Annotated in this window: 14 protein-coding genes; 7 read left to right on the top strand and 7 right to left on the bottom strand. The window is 70.2% G+C overall.

Features of this window, described 5'->3' with window-relative positions:
• Positions 1–82 precede the first annotated feature (82 nt).
• The 4 genes from FHG89_RS16255 to FHG89_RS16240 all read left to right on the top strand — a co-directional run bounded on the left by FHG89_RS16255 (position 83) and on the right by FHG89_RS16240 (position 3507).
• A complete protein-coding gene (locus tag FHG89_RS16255; RefSeq protein WP_139585230.1) occupies positions 83–292 on the top strand; it encodes an MbtH family protein in 210 nt (69 codons plus the stop codon).
• 69 nt (positions 293–361) lie between these two features.
• Positions 362–1327, top strand: a complete 966-nt coding sequence (sbnA, locus tag FHG89_RS16250; RefSeq protein ID WP_139585229.1) for a 2,3-diaminopropionate biosynthesis protein SbnA — start codon at positions 362–364, stop codon at positions 1325–1327.
• A 9-nt stretch (positions 1328–1336) separates the two neighbouring features.
• Positions 1337–2320 (top strand): 2,3-diaminopropionate biosynthesis protein SbnB, encoded by a 984-nt coding sequence (gene sbnB, locus FHG89_RS16245; protein WP_139585228.1) that lies wholly within the window; start codon positions 1337–1339, stop codon positions 2318–2320.
• Between the two features lie 17 nt (positions 2321–2337).
• The gene (locus FHG89_RS16240; RefSeq protein WP_139585227.1) at positions 2338–3507 is read left to right on the top strand and encodes a threonine synthase; all 1170 of its coding nucleotides are present in this window, start codon (positions 2338–2340) and stop codon (positions 3505–3507) included.
• Positions 3508–3586: 79 nt separating this feature from the next.
• Here the strand turns inward: FHG89_RS16240 and FHG89_RS16235 are convergent, their stop codons facing one another.
• Positions 3587–4465, bottom strand: a complete 879-nt coding sequence (locus FHG89_RS16235) for an alpha/beta fold hydrolase (protein ID WP_139585226.1) — start codon at positions 4463–4465, stop codon at positions 3587–3589.
• A 192-nt stretch (positions 4466–4657) separates the two neighbouring features.
• Between FHG89_RS16235 and FHG89_RS16230 the strand changes: the two genes are divergently transcribed.
• Together FHG89_RS16230 and FHG89_RS16225 are read left to right on the top strand one after the other, a co-directional pair.
• A complete protein-coding gene (locus FHG89_RS16230; protein ID WP_167517442.1) occupies positions 4658–6025 on the top strand; it encodes an extracellular solute-binding protein in 1368 nt (455 codons plus the stop codon).
• Between the two features lie 33 nt (positions 6026–6058).
• Positions 6059–6919, top strand: coding sequence for a MaoC/PaaZ C-terminal domain-containing protein (locus FHG89_RS16225; RefSeq protein WP_139585224.1), 861 nt, complete (start codon positions 6059–6061; stop codon positions 6917–6919).
• Positions 6920–6992: 73 nt separating this feature from the next.
• Here FHG89_RS16225 and FHG89_RS16220 read toward each other — a convergent pair whose 3' ends face one another.
• Positions 6993–7958: a DUF1702 family protein gene (locus FHG89_RS16220; RefSeq protein WP_139585223.1), complete on the bottom strand. Its 966-nt coding sequence runs from the start codon at positions 7956–7958 to the stop codon at positions 6993–6995.
• Between the two features lie 258 nt (positions 7959–8216).
• Here FHG89_RS16220 and FHG89_RS16215 point away from each other — a divergent pair, with 258 nt between their 5' ends.
• Positions 8217–9023 (top strand): AfsR/SARP family transcriptional regulator, encoded by an 807-nt coding sequence (locus tag FHG89_RS16215; protein WP_244295506.1) that lies wholly within the window; start codon positions 8217–8219, stop codon positions 9021–9023.
• A 62-nt stretch (positions 9024–9085) separates the two neighbouring features.
• On the opposite strand, the gene FHG89_RS16210 is transcribed toward FHG89_RS16215, so the two are convergent.
• The 5 genes from FHG89_RS16210 to FHG89_RS16190 all read right to left on the bottom strand — a co-directional run bounded on the left by FHG89_RS16210 (position 9086) and on the right by FHG89_RS16190 (position 14507).
• Positions 9086–10486, bottom strand: a complete 1401-nt coding sequence (locus FHG89_RS16210) for a cytochrome P450 (protein ID WP_139585222.1) — start codon at positions 10484–10486, stop codon at positions 9086–9088.
• A gap of 96 nt (positions 10487–10582) precedes the next feature.
• Positions 10583–11056, bottom strand: coding sequence for an acyl-CoA thioesterase (locus FHG89_RS16205; RefSeq protein ID WP_139585221.1), 474 nt, complete (start codon positions 11054–11056; stop codon positions 10583–10585).
• Between the two features lie 168 nt (positions 11057–11224).
• A complete protein-coding gene (locus FHG89_RS16200; RefSeq protein WP_139585220.1) occupies positions 11225–11833 on the bottom strand; it encodes a response regulator transcription factor in 609 nt (202 codons plus the stop codon).
• Positions 11782–13059 (bottom strand): sensor histidine kinase, encoded by a 1278-nt coding sequence (locus FHG89_RS16195; protein ID WP_139585219.1) that lies wholly within the window; start codon positions 13057–13059, stop codon positions 11782–11784. The genes FHG89_RS16200 and FHG89_RS16195 overlap by 52 nt, the downstream gene beginning before the upstream one ends.
• Before the next feature lie 341 nt (positions 13060–13400).
• Positions 13401–14507, bottom strand: a complete 1107-nt coding sequence (locus FHG89_RS16190) for a branched-chain amino acid aminotransferase (protein ID WP_280116073.1) — start codon at positions 14505–14507, stop codon at positions 13401–13403.
• Between the last annotated feature and the right edge of the window lie 447 nt (positions 14508–14954).

The raw sequence follows: 14954 nt of genomic DNA, 5'->3' as shown, positions 1-14954 counted from the left end.
CCGCCTGCGACGCGGACGATCGATGCAGACGGCCGGCCCGCCAGTCGAGCGAAAGTGATCAACGACGAAACGAGGAGTGCTCGTGTCCAACCCGTTCGAAGACGCCGACGCTCGATATCACGTTCTGGTGAACGACGAAGCCCAGTACTCGCTGTGGCCCGCCGCTGTCGCCTGTCCCGACGGCTGGGTCGTCGTCCACGACGACGACTCGCGCTCCGCCTGCCTCGAGTACATCGAGAAGCACTGGACGGACATGCGTCCGGCAAGCCTTGTCCACTCCCAGGATGGCTGAGTGCCCGGCGGATACCGAGCCGGCCCACCGGCCGATGCCGACCACGCACCACTGGCGTAGCGAGGCCCGATGATCTTTGACGCCGCGTACGACATTGTCACCGACGACATCTTTCTCGACCTGGCCGGGTTCGTGCCCGGGGTCGACCTGAGCCTGAAGTTGGAGGGTCTGAATCCCGCCGGGTCCATCAAACTGAAGACCGCAGTCGCGCTGATCGAGGATCTGATCAGCAGATCCGGCATCGGACCGGGCGACCGGCTGATCGAATCGTCCTCCGGGAACCTCGGTATCGCACTCGGAACCGTGTGCGTCAACCGGGGGATCAGTCTCACGATCGTCGCCGATCCCAACACCAACGCGGCCGCCATCCGCACGATGCGGGCGCAGGGCACCACGGTGGTGGTCGTCACCGACCGGGATGCCAACGGCGGCTTTCTGCAGACCCGGATCGACTACATCCGGTCCCAGCTCAAGCAGGACCGCAAACTGTTCTGGCCCAACCAGTACGCCAATCGGGCCAACAGTTCCGCCCACTACCGGCACACCGCGCGCAGCATTCTCGAAGAGCTGCCCGATGTCGGAGCGGTGCTCGTCGGGGTGAGCACCTCCGGCACGCTCATGGGCTGCCTGGAGTTCTTCCGCGAGAACCGCCCGGCCACCCGGATCATCGCCGTCGACTCCGAGGGATCGATCCTCTTCGCGGATCAGGGCGCCCCTCGCCTCATCCCCGGCCTGGGCGCGAGCCTCCGACCCGAGCTGCTCGTCGACCGGGGCGACTACGAGCGGGTGGTCGTACCCGAGGTGGAGACGGTCTCGGCGTGCCACATCGTGGCGCGCCGGTACGGCCTGCTGGTCGGCGGGTCCACCGGTACGGTGCTCGCCGCGGTGCGCCGCCTGGCGCCGACGTTCCGCAACGGCGAACCGGTGGTGGCCATCTCGCCGGACACCGGCGAGCGGTACGTCGACACCATCTACTCGGAGAAGTGGGTGGCTGAGCACTTCCCGGGCATCGACTCGGTCCTGGCGCGGTGGTGAGGAGTCCGAATGTTTCAGATCGTGCCGCACGCGGTCGCCGTCGACGCGCTCGACGGCGCCCGCGACGCCGTCATGACGGCGGTCGAGAAGGCGTACCTCGCCCACGACCGGGGCGAGACCGTCAACCCGTCCAGCCACTTCCTGCGCTTCCCGGACCAGCCGGCGAACCGCATCATCGCCCTGCCGGCGTACCTGGGCGGCGAGGTCGGGATACCCGGGCTCAAGTGGATCAGCAGTTTCCCGGGCAACCACGACCTCGGTATGCCCAGGGCGTCAGCCGTGCTCCTGCTCAACGACGACCGGACCGGCCGGCCCGTGGCCTGCCTCGAGGCGGCCCACATCAGCGCCGTGCGTACCGCCGCGTCGGCGGCCCTGGCGGCGCGGGCCCTTCGACCGCAGGGCGGGCCGGTCAGTCTCGGCTTCGTCGGTACGGGCGTGATCGCACGCACCATCGCCGAGTTCCTCAGGCACACGGAGCTGCCGGTGACCCGGTTCGTGTGCCACGATCTCGTGCCCGAGCGGGCGCAGCGGTTCGTCGGCGACGTGGAGAGGCACTGGCCCGGGTCGGGCGATGTCGTGGATCTGGACGCCGCGCTCGCCTGCGACGTGGTCGTCTTCGCCACGACCGCGGGAACGCCCTACCTGCCCGAGGCCCTGCGCTTCGCGCCGGGACAGACCGTCCTGAACGTCTCCCTGCGCGACATCCACCCGCAGACGCTGCTCGCCGCGCAGAACATCGTCGACGACGTGGACCACTGCCTGCGCGCCCAGACCTCCCCGCACCTGGCCGAGCAGCTGTCCGGCGGACGCGGGTTCGTCACGGGCACCCTCGCCGACGTCCTGGTCGGCAGGTGCGAGCTGAAGCCGCACGAGCCGGTCGTGTTCTCGCCGTTCGGTCTCGGCGTTCTCGACATCGCGATCGGCGCCATCGTCCTGGACAGCGCGAAGAACGATGCGCGCGCCGTCTCGGTGACGGACTTCTTCGAGAACTGACGTGCGGGGAGGCACCGGTGGGTGAGGCACGGCTGGAGTCCGTCGCGCACGGGCACGAGACGTACACCTATGACTACGACCAGTCGCTCCTGCCCGGCCCCGACTCCGGGGCCGGCATGTGGCGCTATCAGGGCCTGCTGCCCCGGCCCGACGTGCCCACCCGGTATCCGCTGCCGGTGGGCGGCACTCCGCTGCGCCCCGCGCGGGGGCTGCGGCGACGGCTGGGGCTGCCGGGGCTGTGGCTCAAGGACGAGACCGCCGGTCCCAGCGCCTCCAACAAGGACCGGGCGACCGCCCTGGTGATCGACCAGGGGCTGCGGCTCGGCGTCGGTGTGGTGTCCACCGCGTCGACCGGTAACGCCGCCCTGTCCACCGCCATCGGCGGCGCGGCCGCCGGTGTCGCCGTCGTCATCTTCGTACCCGAGGACTGTGCGCCGGCGAAGGTCGAGCTGATGACGACGATGGGGGCGTACGTCTTCCGGGTCCGCGAGGGCTACCGCGCCGCGTTCGAGCTGTCCCGGCGTGCCGCGGCCCACTTCGGCTGGCTGGACCGGTGTACGGGGCTGAACCCGCTGACCATCGAGGCGAAGAAGACGGCCTCCTTCGAGGTCTGGGAGCAGCTCGGGAGACGCGCGCCGGACGCGGTGGTCCTGCCCGTCGGCGACGGGGTGACGCTGATCGGCGCTGCCAAGGGGTTCCGTGAACTCGTCGCGTGCGGCGTGCTGGCGGCGGTTCCCCGGATCATCGCGGTACAGGCGCGGGACTGCGCGCCGCTGGCCGCCCGGTGGCACGGCGCCCAGGCGCCCGTCCGGTGGCCGGGCACGGTGGCCGACGGCATCGAGGTGCCCGAGCCGATGCTCGGCGACTGGGCCATCGACGAGGTCCGCCATGCCGGGGGTGACTTCGTCACGGTCAGCGACGCGGAGATCCTGGACGCGGTCGAGCTGCTGTCCGACGCGGCGCGGATCCCGACCGAGCCGGCCGGAGCCGCCGCGGTCGCGGGCCTGTGTCGAGCGAGCGCCGCCGGTCTGGTCGGTCCAAACGAGACGGTGGTCGCGTGGGTGACCGGCGCGGATCTGCCGTCCGCGCCCGTCGGGGCGGCCCGGCCCGGCGCCGTGTTCACCATTTCGGCGAGCCTGGACGAGGTGGCCGCCGCGCTTACCGGAACCTCCGTGCCAGCGGTGTGAGCCCGGCACCGGGCCGGCCCCGCAGCCTCGACGGCCCCGCAGCCCCGACGCCCGGCGCAGCTGCGGCGGCCGTCGACCACTATCGCCGCTCGGACAGCCACTCCTGCGCCTCGGGCACGCGCTTTCGCGCCAGCGTCCCGTGCCCGTCCTCGTCGAACCACCGGGCCTCGACGCCGGGGATCTGCCGGGCCAGCCATGCGCCGTGGCCGGACGGCACGAACACGTCCCGCCGGCCGTACATGAGCAGCACGGGGACGGTGATGTCGGCGACGTCGAATCCCCACGGCCGCAACTGCGTACCGTTGTCGTCCCACCAGCCCCGGATGCCCGGCGTCAGCCCGAAGGTCCGGCTCGAGGAGTGGAACTCGTGGAATCGGCCCAGCGTGTCCACCGCATCGTCCCCGGTTAACGGTGACTCGTCCGCACCGGACATCTCGCCCGTCGACGCGAGCAGGAACTCGTCCCGGTCCTGGCTCATCTTCTTCCAGGCCGCGACCGGGTCGGTGAGGTACAGCTGGGTGTCCTCGACGTCGTCCCGGTACATGCCGTCGAACCAGTCGAGGCCCTCGCCCTCGAACGGCGCCATCCCGGCCAGCGCCACGGCGGCGGTCACCAGGTCGGGCAGCAGGGCGGCGCACGCCAGTACGTGCGGACCACCACCGGAGAAGCCCCACGTGCCGAGGCGGTCGATGTCCAGCTCGGCGCAGATCGCGCGGACATCGGCGGCGGTGTCGGCGGCGGTGCGGCTGGGCAGGGGCGTGGACCCGCCATAGCCGGGCCTGTCGTAGCTGATCAGCCGTAGCCCGCGCGCGGTGGCGTCGCGTACCCACGGGCCGTAGAAGGCCGCCCTGCGGGAACTCGGCGTGCCGTGGTGGACCAGGATCGGCCAGCCGGCGGGGTCACCCCGCTCCTCGACAGCCAGCAGCCGACCATCCGGAGTCTGTACCGTGCGCGGCATCCTGCCTCCTCACGCGGCGCGTCGACGCGGCAGTAGCCATCAGAGCACGGTGCCGCGCGGCGGTCAGCTTCCCGATTGCCCCACCGCCGCCCCCGGTGAGCAAACCCGAAGGCGCGGCCCGGCGCGCATCGCTGACACGGTGGAGATGCGCGCCTACCCGTGACCCGCCTTGCCGGCAAGATGGAGGCTGACATGACAGCAGCACACCGTTCGAGTGACGTCGCCGAAGAACGACCGATCAAGATCAATGTCTGGCTGACGGACCCGGCCCGCTGGGCCACCAACGAGGCGGACATCGCCGTCATCGCCGCTGACGAGTTCAACGCGGCACACCCGGAGTACCAGGTCGAGATCAACAGTTACGACTTCCGGACGATGCCCGCCGAGGTGGCCCGCGCGGCGGAACGGGGCGAGGCGCCGGACATCGCCGAGTACCACTTCACCGCCACCCGCGGCGCCATGGACACGCTCGGGAACGACGGGAACCCCCTGTTCACCCCCGTCGAGCGCGCCATCGCCGGACGGACCGAGATCCTCGGTGAGCCCGTCATACTCGACGACATGGTGCCGGCGGCCCGCGACTACTTCCGCTACGCCGGCGAGCTGACGGCCATCCCCCGTACGGCCTCGGGGATCGTGCTGTACGCCAACATGGACCTGCTGGCCAAGGCCGGCGTGACCGAGCCGCCGCGCACCTGGCGCGAGGTCACGGCCGCCTGCCAGGCGCTCGCCAAACTGCCCAACGGGCCCACGCACGGCATCGCCTGGCCCAACTTCTACTGGGTCTTCCTCCAGGCGGTCGCCCAGCAGGGCGGGCTGATCGCGGACCACGACAACGGCCGTTCCGGCCGGGCCGAGAAGGTCGACCTCGCCACGACCGAGATGATGAACTACGTCCGGTGGTGGCAGGGCCTGCACCGGGACGGCCACTACCTCTACACGGGCGAGCTCCTGGACTTCCCGGGCGGCTACGCCGCGTTCGAGGAGCAGCGGATCGGGCTCTTCCTCAGCTCCTCGGTGGACGCGTCGCACCTGCTGGACAGGGGCGACCGGCACGGATTCACCGTGGCGGTGGGGCCGCTGCCGCACAACGACGAGGTTCCGTTGGCCGGCGTCATGATGGGTGGGTTCGCGCTCTGGCTCGCCGCCGGTCTCAGCCCGGCCAAGCAGGACGGCGCGCTGGCGTTCATGCAGTACCTGAACCGGCCGAGCAACGCCGCGGAGTGGGCCAAGCGCCACTATCGCATCCCGGTCACCCGGGCAGCGGTCGACATCCTCCGCAAGGGCCTGTACCGCGACAATCCCCGCCTGCGCGTCGCGGGCGAGCAGCTGGAGGCCGGGGACGGGTCGCCGGCGGCGCTCGGCCCCCTGCTCGGTGGTCAGGCCGGCATCATGGGCGAGATCACCAGCGCCATGCACGACGTCCTGACCTCCGGCGCCGAACCCCACGCCCGGTTCGTCGAGGCGACCCGCCGGGCGCAGCAGATCCTCGACGCCTACAACGCGGACTGCGACGGACCTCCCCGCCGCACCCCCGAGGACCTGGCCGTCAGCCTGTAGCCGCCGCACCGGAGTCAGCATCTGGAGGTCACGATGTCGCTCGAGCACAGTCTCGTCGGCGTACCCGGGGAACCGTGCGAGCGATCCTGGACCTCGAAGGACGCGCTGCTGTACGCCCTCGGCGTCGGCGCCGGCCTCGGCGATCCGTTGCGCGAGCTGGAGTTCACCACCGAGAACAGCGAGGGTGTCGAGCAGAAGGTGCTGCCCACCTACGGCCTGGTGATAGCGCAGATCCCACCGGCGCGCAGCATCGGTGACTTCGACCGTGCCAACCTCGTCCTCGCCGAGCAGTACGTCGAGCTTCATCGGCCGCTGCCGGTCTGCGGCACGGTCATCACCTCGTCGACCGTCACCGGGATGTACGACAAGGGCGCCGACGCGCTGGTCCGGTTCGAGAGCGTCGCGGTCGACCCCGCCACCGGCGAACCGGTCATCACCACCCGGTCCGGCATGTTCATCCGGGGCGAGGGCGGGTTCGGCGGTGACCGCGGCAGCTCCATGCCGTGGTCGCCGCCGAACCGGACCCCGGACCACACGGTCGTGGAACGCACCAGACCGGAGCAGGCGTTGATCTACCGGCTCTCCGGTGACCGGAACCCGCTGCACGCCGACCCCCGGTTCGCCGCGCGAGGGGGGTTCAGCCGACCGATCCTGCATGGGCCGTGCACCTTCGGATTCACCGGGCGGGTGCTGCTGCACGAGCTGTGCGGCTCCGACCCGGCGAACTTCGTCGCGATGTCCGGCCGGTTCACCGCACCCGTCGTTCCGGGCGACTCCCTCGTCGTCTCGATCTGGCGCGGAGACGACGGCAGCGCCTCGTTCCAGACGGCCACCGGGGACGGGACCGTGGTCATCGACCGGGGTCGGATGGCCTATCGCGTCCCGTCCGGGTAGCAGTCCGTCCCACCGGAGACCGGTACCAGCTCGTCCCGTGAGCCGGTACCGGTCGCACTCGTCCTGGCGCCGGTCACTCGTCGTCGAAGTGCGCCCGGATCCGCTGACGCCACAACTCGTAGGCGGGCTCGGCGCCGGGGGAGTGCACCGCGGTGGCGTCGGCGAGCGCGACCGCCTTGTCCACGGTGAGGCCGGCCAGGATCTGGCAGGCGGTGGCGCTGTAGTCCGGCACCAGACCGGAATACGAACGCGCCTTCACCGCGAACACCACGCCCAGTGCCATCTGCGGCCACTGGTCACCGGCGGCCCGCCGCAGCGCGCCCAGGCCGTCGGCGTCGCTTCCCCCGGCGAAGGTCGCGGCCAGCCCCACACCGCTCCACAGATCGGGTTGACGGTGCTCGGCGAAACGGTGCACCGCGGCGGCGACATCGGGGGCGCGACCGCCGCAGATGAACCACAACGCCCGGCCCACGCCCTGATCGACGGCGCGCAGGAAATAGTCCGGTGAACCCTCCCACGGGTAGGGCTTCGGCACCTGCTGCGCATCGATCCAGCGCGGTTTCTCGAAATAGGCCCGGTCAAATCCGTAGCCGTCGACCGCGAGCCAGCTCATCGTCGGGTAATAGGGATCGCCGGCGAGGTCGGGAACGGCCTTGCTCCACAATTTCCGGGGCAGTCTGGCCATCGCGAAACCCATACCGATGTACGCCAGAAAAATGTGCGGGCGCCCCGGCCCGAGAAGCAGATCGCGGGTCCGGTGGCCGCGTCCCATGGCGTCGAGGACGGTGAAGGCCATCGTCACCCCCTCGTAGGCGAAACCGCGCAGATCCTCGTTCACGAGGTCCAGCCGGCGCTCCACCTCCCACTGGTCGCGGGCGTCGATGCCCCACTCGAATCCGCAGATCACGGCCTGGGGCACCGCCTCCAGGTGTTGGGTGCCCGGGGACGGCTGCGCCGGGAATCCCCGTTTGGCGAAGGTCACGTCGGCGAGCTGAGGGGTCAGCATGAGCCTGCGCATCGAGCCGAAGACAGTTGGCACCTATCCACCTTCCGGGTGACAGCGACGGGTCACCCTCCATCGTGGCGCTGGAAATGTGGGCGTGCTTACTCTCGGTTGCTGTCCGTCGTCCGACTTCGTCACAGCGTCGGCCATTGATTCTCGTACATTGCGGTGTCATGTTTGTGGGGTGAGTTCTTCACCCTTCGGGTCATGACCATGTCTCTGGAAGCTTGGGTTCTGCTCGAGGCAAGATCGAGCAACCGAAAGTCACCCGGTACGAGCCCTTGGAGCCGAGAAGTGATCAATGTAGACGGAAAACTCGTCGTCCGACTGCTGGGCCCGGCGTCCGCGTACCTGAACCACCAGCCGGTGATGCCGAGCGCGCCCAAGCAGCGGCAGATCCTCGTGCTGCTCGCGCTCAACGCCGGGCGGGTGGTCACCACGCAGACGCTCGTCGAGGAGCTCTGGGGGGACCGGCCGCCACGCAGCTTCGCCACCACACTGCAAACCTACATATTCCAGCTGAGAGCCAAGCTGACCACGGCCGCCCGGAACCGCGAGTGGGCGAGACGGCTGCTGGAGACCCGGCACTCCGGCTACCAGCTCGACGGGCAGCTGTGCGAGACCGACGTCGCGGAGTTCGACAACCTGGCACGCGCGGGTCGCCGCGCGGTGGACGTCGGCGACCCGAAGGCCAGCTCCGAACTGCTGGGTCGCGCGCTGGCCCTGTGGCGCGGGCCGGCCCTGGTGGACGTCCCGGCCGGGCGGATCCTCCGTGCGGAGGTGGCATCGCTGGAGGAGAACAGGCTCGGCGTGCTGGAACGCCGGATCGAGGCCGACATCGCCCTCGGCCGCCACGCGGACCTGCTGGGCGAGTTGACGATGCTGGTGGCCCGGCACCCGATGCACGAGAACCTCTACGCCCTGCTGATGACCGCGTACTACCGCTGCGGGCGGGCCGGGAACGCGCTGGAGGCGTTCCGGCAGATCCGTACCGTGCTGCGCAGCGAGCTGGGGGTGGAGCCGGGCCCCCGGTTGCAGCGGCTGCACCAGGCGATCCTCGCCGGCGCCCTGGACTCCGAGCCGGTCTGGCTCGCCTCGTAGACCGGTCCGCCGGGTGCCCCGGCCGGTGGGCCGGGACCGCGGCGGCCGTCGGGACGTGGCGCTCAGGCCGGTCGTACCCGCACCGGCAGGCCACCGCGGATCCGCAGCGACAGCATGGCCTCGGGCACCGGATCGGTCGGACCCGCGAACTCGAACCGGAAGCGACGCGCGACCATCGCCGCGATGATGGTGGCCTCGAGCATGCCGAGATGGCTTCCCACACAGACCCGTGGGCCAGCCCCGAAGGGGATGTAGGCGTACCGGTGCGCGACGGCCGGGGCGTCGGAGGCGAACCGCTCCGGCCGGAACTGGTCCGGCTCGTCCCAGAAGTCGCGGTGCCGGTGCAGCGTGTAGGGGCTGATCATGATGTCCGCGCCGGCGGGGACCGGATATCCGCCGATCTCGTCCGCGGCCAGGGCCACTCTCGGCAACCCCCAGACCGCCGGGTAGAGCCGCATCGTCTCCTGGATGACCATCGTGGTGTACGGCAGTCTGGTCAGGTCGGCGTACTCGGGTGTGCGGTCGCCGAGCACCGCGACCGCCTCGGCGCGCAGCCGCTCGGCCGCCTCGGGATGACGGCTGAGCAGATACCAGGCCCAGGACAACGTGCTGGCCGTGGTCTCGTGCCCGGCCAGGAGCATCGTGATGATCTGGTCCCGCAGCCCGCGCCAGCGGGCGTCGGTGTCCTGCTCACGCTCGGCGACACGGAGCAGCACCGACATGAGGTCGGACCCGTCCGTACCCGTGCCACGCTCGCGGGACGCGACGAGCGTCCGTACCGCGTCCTCGATCTGCCGTTTGGCCGCCCGGAAACGGCGGTGGCGCGGCAGCGGCAACCACAGCGGCACCGCGCCCAGCGTGACCATCTCGAACATCGCCTGCTCCTGGGTGGCCTCAAAAGCGGACCCCAGGAAGCTCAGTGGGCTCAGATCGACATCGAGGAGAGTCCTGCCGAGCACGTCCATCGTCAGCGCCGTCATCTCCTCGGCCACGTCCACGACGTTCCCGGACCGCGCCTCCAGGCGCTGGGTCAACTGGGCGCCGGCTTCGGCCACCACACCCGTGAATCCGGCGATCCGCTCTCGGCGGAAGGCGGGAGAGATGACCCGGCGCTGACCGCGCCACGTCTCGCCCTCGCTGGTGAGCAGGCCGTCGCCGAGAATGCGCCGTCGGGCTTCGGCCAGGCCCAGTCCCTTGTGGTAGTTGGCGGCGTTGTCGGCGAGCACGTGCCGGGCGTGATCCGGGTGGTTGAAGAAGTAGAGGGTCTTGGGACCCATGGCGAACCGGACCACGTCGCCGTACTCGCGCGCCGCGTCGGACAGCAGGCCCAGCCGGTCACCCCACAGCTTGCGCAGCAGTGCGGGTGTCGCCCACGGCGGCGGCCCGGGGTACGTCCGCCGGCCGCCCGCGGCCCGCCGCGCCGGATTCTTCGGCGTCTGGTCGGCGCCGTTCGCGATCGTCATGTCAGCTCCCGAGGTGGTCGGATCGCGAGAACCTGGGCGCGGGAAGCCCGGATTTCCGTGGCGGACGGGGTGCGGGTGCACGCTGCCCGGCCGAACTCACGCCCGGCCTCCGGTGCCGGTGCCCCTGGCCTGGGTGGCGGGGGCGACCGCGTAGACGCTCAGCGCCGATGCGAGCTGTGCCGGTACCTGCGCGGGGGTGCTGGCGCCGTTGACGTCACGTACGCACGCCACCCGCTGACGGCACCGGGCGATCAGGTCCTCCACCCCGTCGCGCACCCGCACGACGTCGAAGGCGAAGCCGATCTGGGTCTGGGTCAGCTCGTCCAGCCGCATCCGGATCGACACCTCGTCGAAGGCGGAAACCTCGCCCAGGTGTTCGCACTCGGAGTCGACCGGGCGTAGCTCCAGGTCGCCGCTCAACTGGTCGAGCACTCCCGGAGCGTGCTCGAGCAGGAACATCTCCCGGCACCGCCCCTGCCAACGCTCGTAGTAGACGTCGTAGACATTGCCGACGAGGTTCGTCTCCTCGAAGCCGACGACGTGCCGGTACTCGTAGTACTGCTTCCTCACTGGTCGCCTCCGTCCGAGTCGTTCCTGCGGGTCTCGGCTGTGCCGCAGCCTGTCCTGCCCACTGACCTGTGATCACGATGCGGGACGGAGGTACGCCGCTCCATCTCGGACCTTGCTCACGCAAACAGCAATCTCCGATCACCCGCAGTCGCGACGTGCCGCCCGTACCTATGGCAGCCAGCCCGAGTCGTAGGCCAACTTGACCGCTTCGACGCGGTTGCGGGCGTGCAGCTTGGTCACGACCGTCGTGAGGTAGTTGCGGACGGTCCCGACCGACAGGTGCAGCGCCGAGGCGATCTCGCCGGGGTCGGCGCCCCCGGCGGTCAACCGCAGCACCTCGTGCTCCCGGGTGGACAGCGGGTTCTGGCCGCAGTCCCACGCGGACAGGGCCAACTGTGGGTCGATCACCCGGCGGCCCCCGGCGACGGCGCGGATCGCGTTCGCCAGGTCCTCCGGCGGGGAGTCCTTGAGCAGGAAGCCGGACACCCGGGCGGCGAGCGCACGGCTGACCGTTCCGGACCGTCCCAGGTTCGTGAGGATGAGGGTACGACAGCACGGCAGCGTGGTCCGGAGCTGTGCCGCCGCCGACAGGCCGTCCAGGCCCGGAAGGTCGACGTCGAGGACCGCGACGTCGGGTCGGCAGCTCAGCGCCGTGGAGACGATGTCCGTGCCGTTGTCGACGGCCGCCACGACCCGCAGGTCCTCCTCCAGTTCGATGAGGGCGATCAGCGCCCCGCGGACCATGGCGACATCCTCGGCGAGCAGGATCCGCAACATGCGCAACTCCCCTCAATGGACGTCGTCGGCGGACGCCGGGTGGACGACGGGGTGCGTTCGGTCCGGTGTGACCGGGCTCCGACGACCGCGTCAGCTCTGACGGGGATCTCCGCGAGCACGTGGAACCGCCCGTCGTCCCGTACCGATGCGCTCAACGTGCCGCCGACCGCCTGGAGGCGGAAGGCGAGATTCTCCAGCCCACCGCCATCGCGGTAGGTGGTCGCGGTCCGTGGCACCCCGTCGTTGACCACGGACAGCGTGATGTGTTCCTCGGTCTGGTCGACCGCGATCCAGCAGTTCCGCGCGCTGCTGTGCCGGAGGATGTTCGTGGTCAGTTCGCGCAGGAGCATGGCCAGCACGGAGTCGACCTTGTCCGGCAGGACCGCGCAGTTCACCTCGACCCGGGCCGTCACGTTGGCGCTGGCGAACAGCGAGGCCACGGCCGCCACCTCCCGGGCCAGCGAGATGTTGCGGTAGCCGTCGGCCACCTGCCGTACCTCGGCGACGGCCTGCCGTGCCATGGCGGCCACGTCCCGCAGTTCGCCGCCCGCCGTGGCCGGGTCGCTCTTCATGAGCCGCCCGGCCAACTCGGCCCGGAGCGTGATCGCGGCCAGGCTGTAGCCGAGCAGGTCGTGCAGGTCGCGGGCGAACCGCATCCGTTCCCTGATCACGGCGAGCTGTATCGCCTCGGTGTGCATGCCCTGCACGTGCCGGACCATGCGGGTGAGGCGGCACGTGGCGAACATGGTCAGGCCGACGGCCAGGCTGGCGATGGTGATGTTCTCGGCGAACCAGAACCCCGACCCGGACGTCATCGCGGCCGCGAACACGCTCATGATGACGGCGGCGAACAGCACCCATGCCGCGCGACCGGATATCACGAGCAGCACCGATGCCGCGAGGAATCCCCCCGCTCCGGGCCATGCCGCCCCGGCGGCCAGCATCGGCAGGTAGGTGGCGAGACCCTCGACGGCCAGAACGCCCAGTCGCAGCCACGGCGGGCCCGCTGCGGTCACCGCGAGGTGACGGGCCTGGAGGGCGGCCAGGATGGCGACCGCGCCCAGGCTGACGGCCACCCGCCGCGGCGACATGGGCACGGCCAGGATCGCACTGATCTGCACCGCGAGCAGGACGCCCAGGATCACCAGCCGTAGGCGCGCCATCCCCGGCGCCACGTCTTCGCGTTGAGCCTCCTCGGCCGACGGTATGGAACTGATCGGCTTCATGGCATCTGTGATGTCATTCGGAAACCCCCGAAACCAGGTCTTCGTGGAAGGTCAGTGGCCCTTTCTGCAATTCCATTGACGACCCGCGGCCCGGCCGGCAACACCCACCTGGCCGAACTGCTCGATCCGTCGTGGTGAAGGCGCTGTGGGCGTACGTCGAGGTGCCCGGACCGATGGCGTACCGGACCGGCGCCTCGGGTGCCGGAGGAGGTCGCGTCGCCGCGGCGCGCTCCGGGGTGCCCCTCGGTCACGCCGGAACGGCGGACGTGACGGCAGGGCCGTCACGCGCGCGCGGGCTGTCGCCTCATTCCGTCGGAGCCCGACAGTCGAGTGCGTCGCCGTCAGCAGACGATGCGCGTCCACCCCAGGTCGTCGGGGATGCGGCCGTACTGGATGCCGAGCAGCTCGTCACGGAGGCGCAGCGTCACCGGACCAGGGCGACCGTCGCCGATCGTCCACTCGTCGTTCGCCCCGCGCACGTGCCCGACCGGCGCGATGACCGCCGCCGTACCGCAGGCGAAGACCTCGGTGATCACGCCGGCCTCGCACTGCTTGCGCCACTGCTGGACGTTGATTCGCCCCTCGCTGCGGCCCAGGCCGAGCCGCCCGGCCAGCTGGAGCAGCGAGTCCCGGGTCACCCCCGGCAGGAGCGTGCCGGTCAGCTCGGGCGTCATGAGGGTCGGGGATCCGCCGTCGGTCGACTGTTGGACGAAGCAGAGGTTCATCCCGCCCATCTCCTCGACCCAGGTGTGCTCGACCGCGTCCAGCCAGACCACCTGGTCGCAGCCCTGCTCCACCGCCTCTCGCTGGGCGAGGAAGGCGGCGGCGTAGTTGCCGCCGGCCTTCGCGGCGCCGGTCCCTCCGGGCGCGGCGCGGGCGTACTCCTCGGACAGCCACACGGTCAGTGCCGGCGGTCCGGTGCGGGTGCTGAAGTAGGCGGATGCCGGGCAGGCGATGACGCCGAACAGGTAGCTGCGCGACGGGAGCGTGAACCCCAGCGTGGGCTCGGTCGCGATCATGAACGGGCGAAGGTACAGGCTGGTGCCGTCACCGCCGGGGACCCAGTGTCGCTCCTGCTGGACGAGCAGCTCGACGGCGCGCACGAAGGTCTCCACCGGGAGCTCCGGCATCGCCAGTCGCCGGGCGGAGGCGTTGAACCGGGCGGCGTTGCGCTCGGGACGGAAGAGCGCGATCGACCCGCCCGGCTGGCGGTACGCCTTCATGCCCTCGAAGATCTCCTGCCCGTAGTGGAAGACGGACGCCGACGGCGGCAGGGCGATGTCCTGGAAAGCCTCGAGTCGCCCATCGTGCCACCCCTGCTCAGCGTCCCATCGCAGGGTGATCATGTGATCGGTGAACACCTTGCCGAAGACCGGTGCGGCGAGTATCGCCCGTCGGTCCATTTCGGACATTGGATTACGGCTTGGACGCACGTCGAAATTTATTATGGCTACTGCCCTCCCCCTCAGACCATATATTGCATGCAACCGGCGGCTGTCGTGGAAGCGACCGGTCACCAACAATTTATTCTGCGCAAATAGTTCCTGTCGTTCAGGAAACCGAAGGTTGGCCGGCGCTCCAGCGCTAAACCTGACAATTTTCCTTCGGTTGGTTGGCTACGTATGGTGATGCACATTGCGACCGGATGGTCCGTTTTACACTGATCGCCTCCCTTTCTGGGCCCCCGGGTCGTATCGAACTCTCTCTACATCCATCCTAGATCGAGTGGCGTTCTTGCGTCGAGTCCCCGTGATCGCCTTCCGGCAGGCCGCCACCTCCTGATCCTCGGGAAAAGTCCAGGTCAGAGGGGTGGCAAGATTTTCTTGGACCTGACTCGACGAGCGATCGGCGCCCGGTTCGGCGCGGAGCTGTTTCCGGCGTCATCGCAGGGCAGG

This window comes from Micromonospora orduensis (assembly GCF_006228125.1).
Lineage (GTDB): Bacteria > Actinomycetota > Actinomycetes > Mycobacteriales > Micromonosporaceae > Micromonospora > Micromonospora orduensis.
This window is presented reverse-complemented; position numbering and strand designations above follow the sequence as displayed.

Coding starts and splice junctions, on each gene's coding strand:
- FHG89_RS16195 (WP_139585219.1), bottom strand. CDS start 13,059: ATGAAGCCGATCAGTTCCATACCGTCGGCCGAGGAGGCTCAACGCGAA.
- FHG89_RS16200 (WP_139585220.1), bottom strand. CDS start 11,833: ATGTTGCGGATCCTGCTCGCCGAGGATGTCGCCATGGTCCGCGGGGCG.
- sbnA (WP_139585229.1), top strand. CDS start 362: ATGATCTTTGACGCCGCGTACGACATTGTCACCGACGACATCTTTCTC.
- FHG89_RS16230 (WP_167517442.1), top strand. CDS start 4,658: ATGACAGCAGCACACCGTTCGAGTGACGTCGCCGAAGAACGACCGATC.
- FHG89_RS16210 (WP_139585222.1), bottom strand. CDS start 10,486: ATGACGATCGCGAACGGCGCCGACCAGACGCCGAAGAATCCGGCGCGG.
- sbnB (WP_139585228.1), top strand. CDS start 1,337: ATGTTTCAGATCGTGCCGCACGCGGTCGCCGTCGACGCGCTCGACGGC.
- FHG89_RS16235 (WP_139585226.1), bottom strand. CDS start 4,465: ATGCCGCGCACGGTACAGACTCCGGATGGTCGGCTGCTGGCTGTCGAG.
- FHG89_RS16225 (WP_139585224.1), top strand. CDS start 6,059: ATGTCGCTCGAGCACAGTCTCGTCGGCGTACCCGGGGAACCGTGCGAG.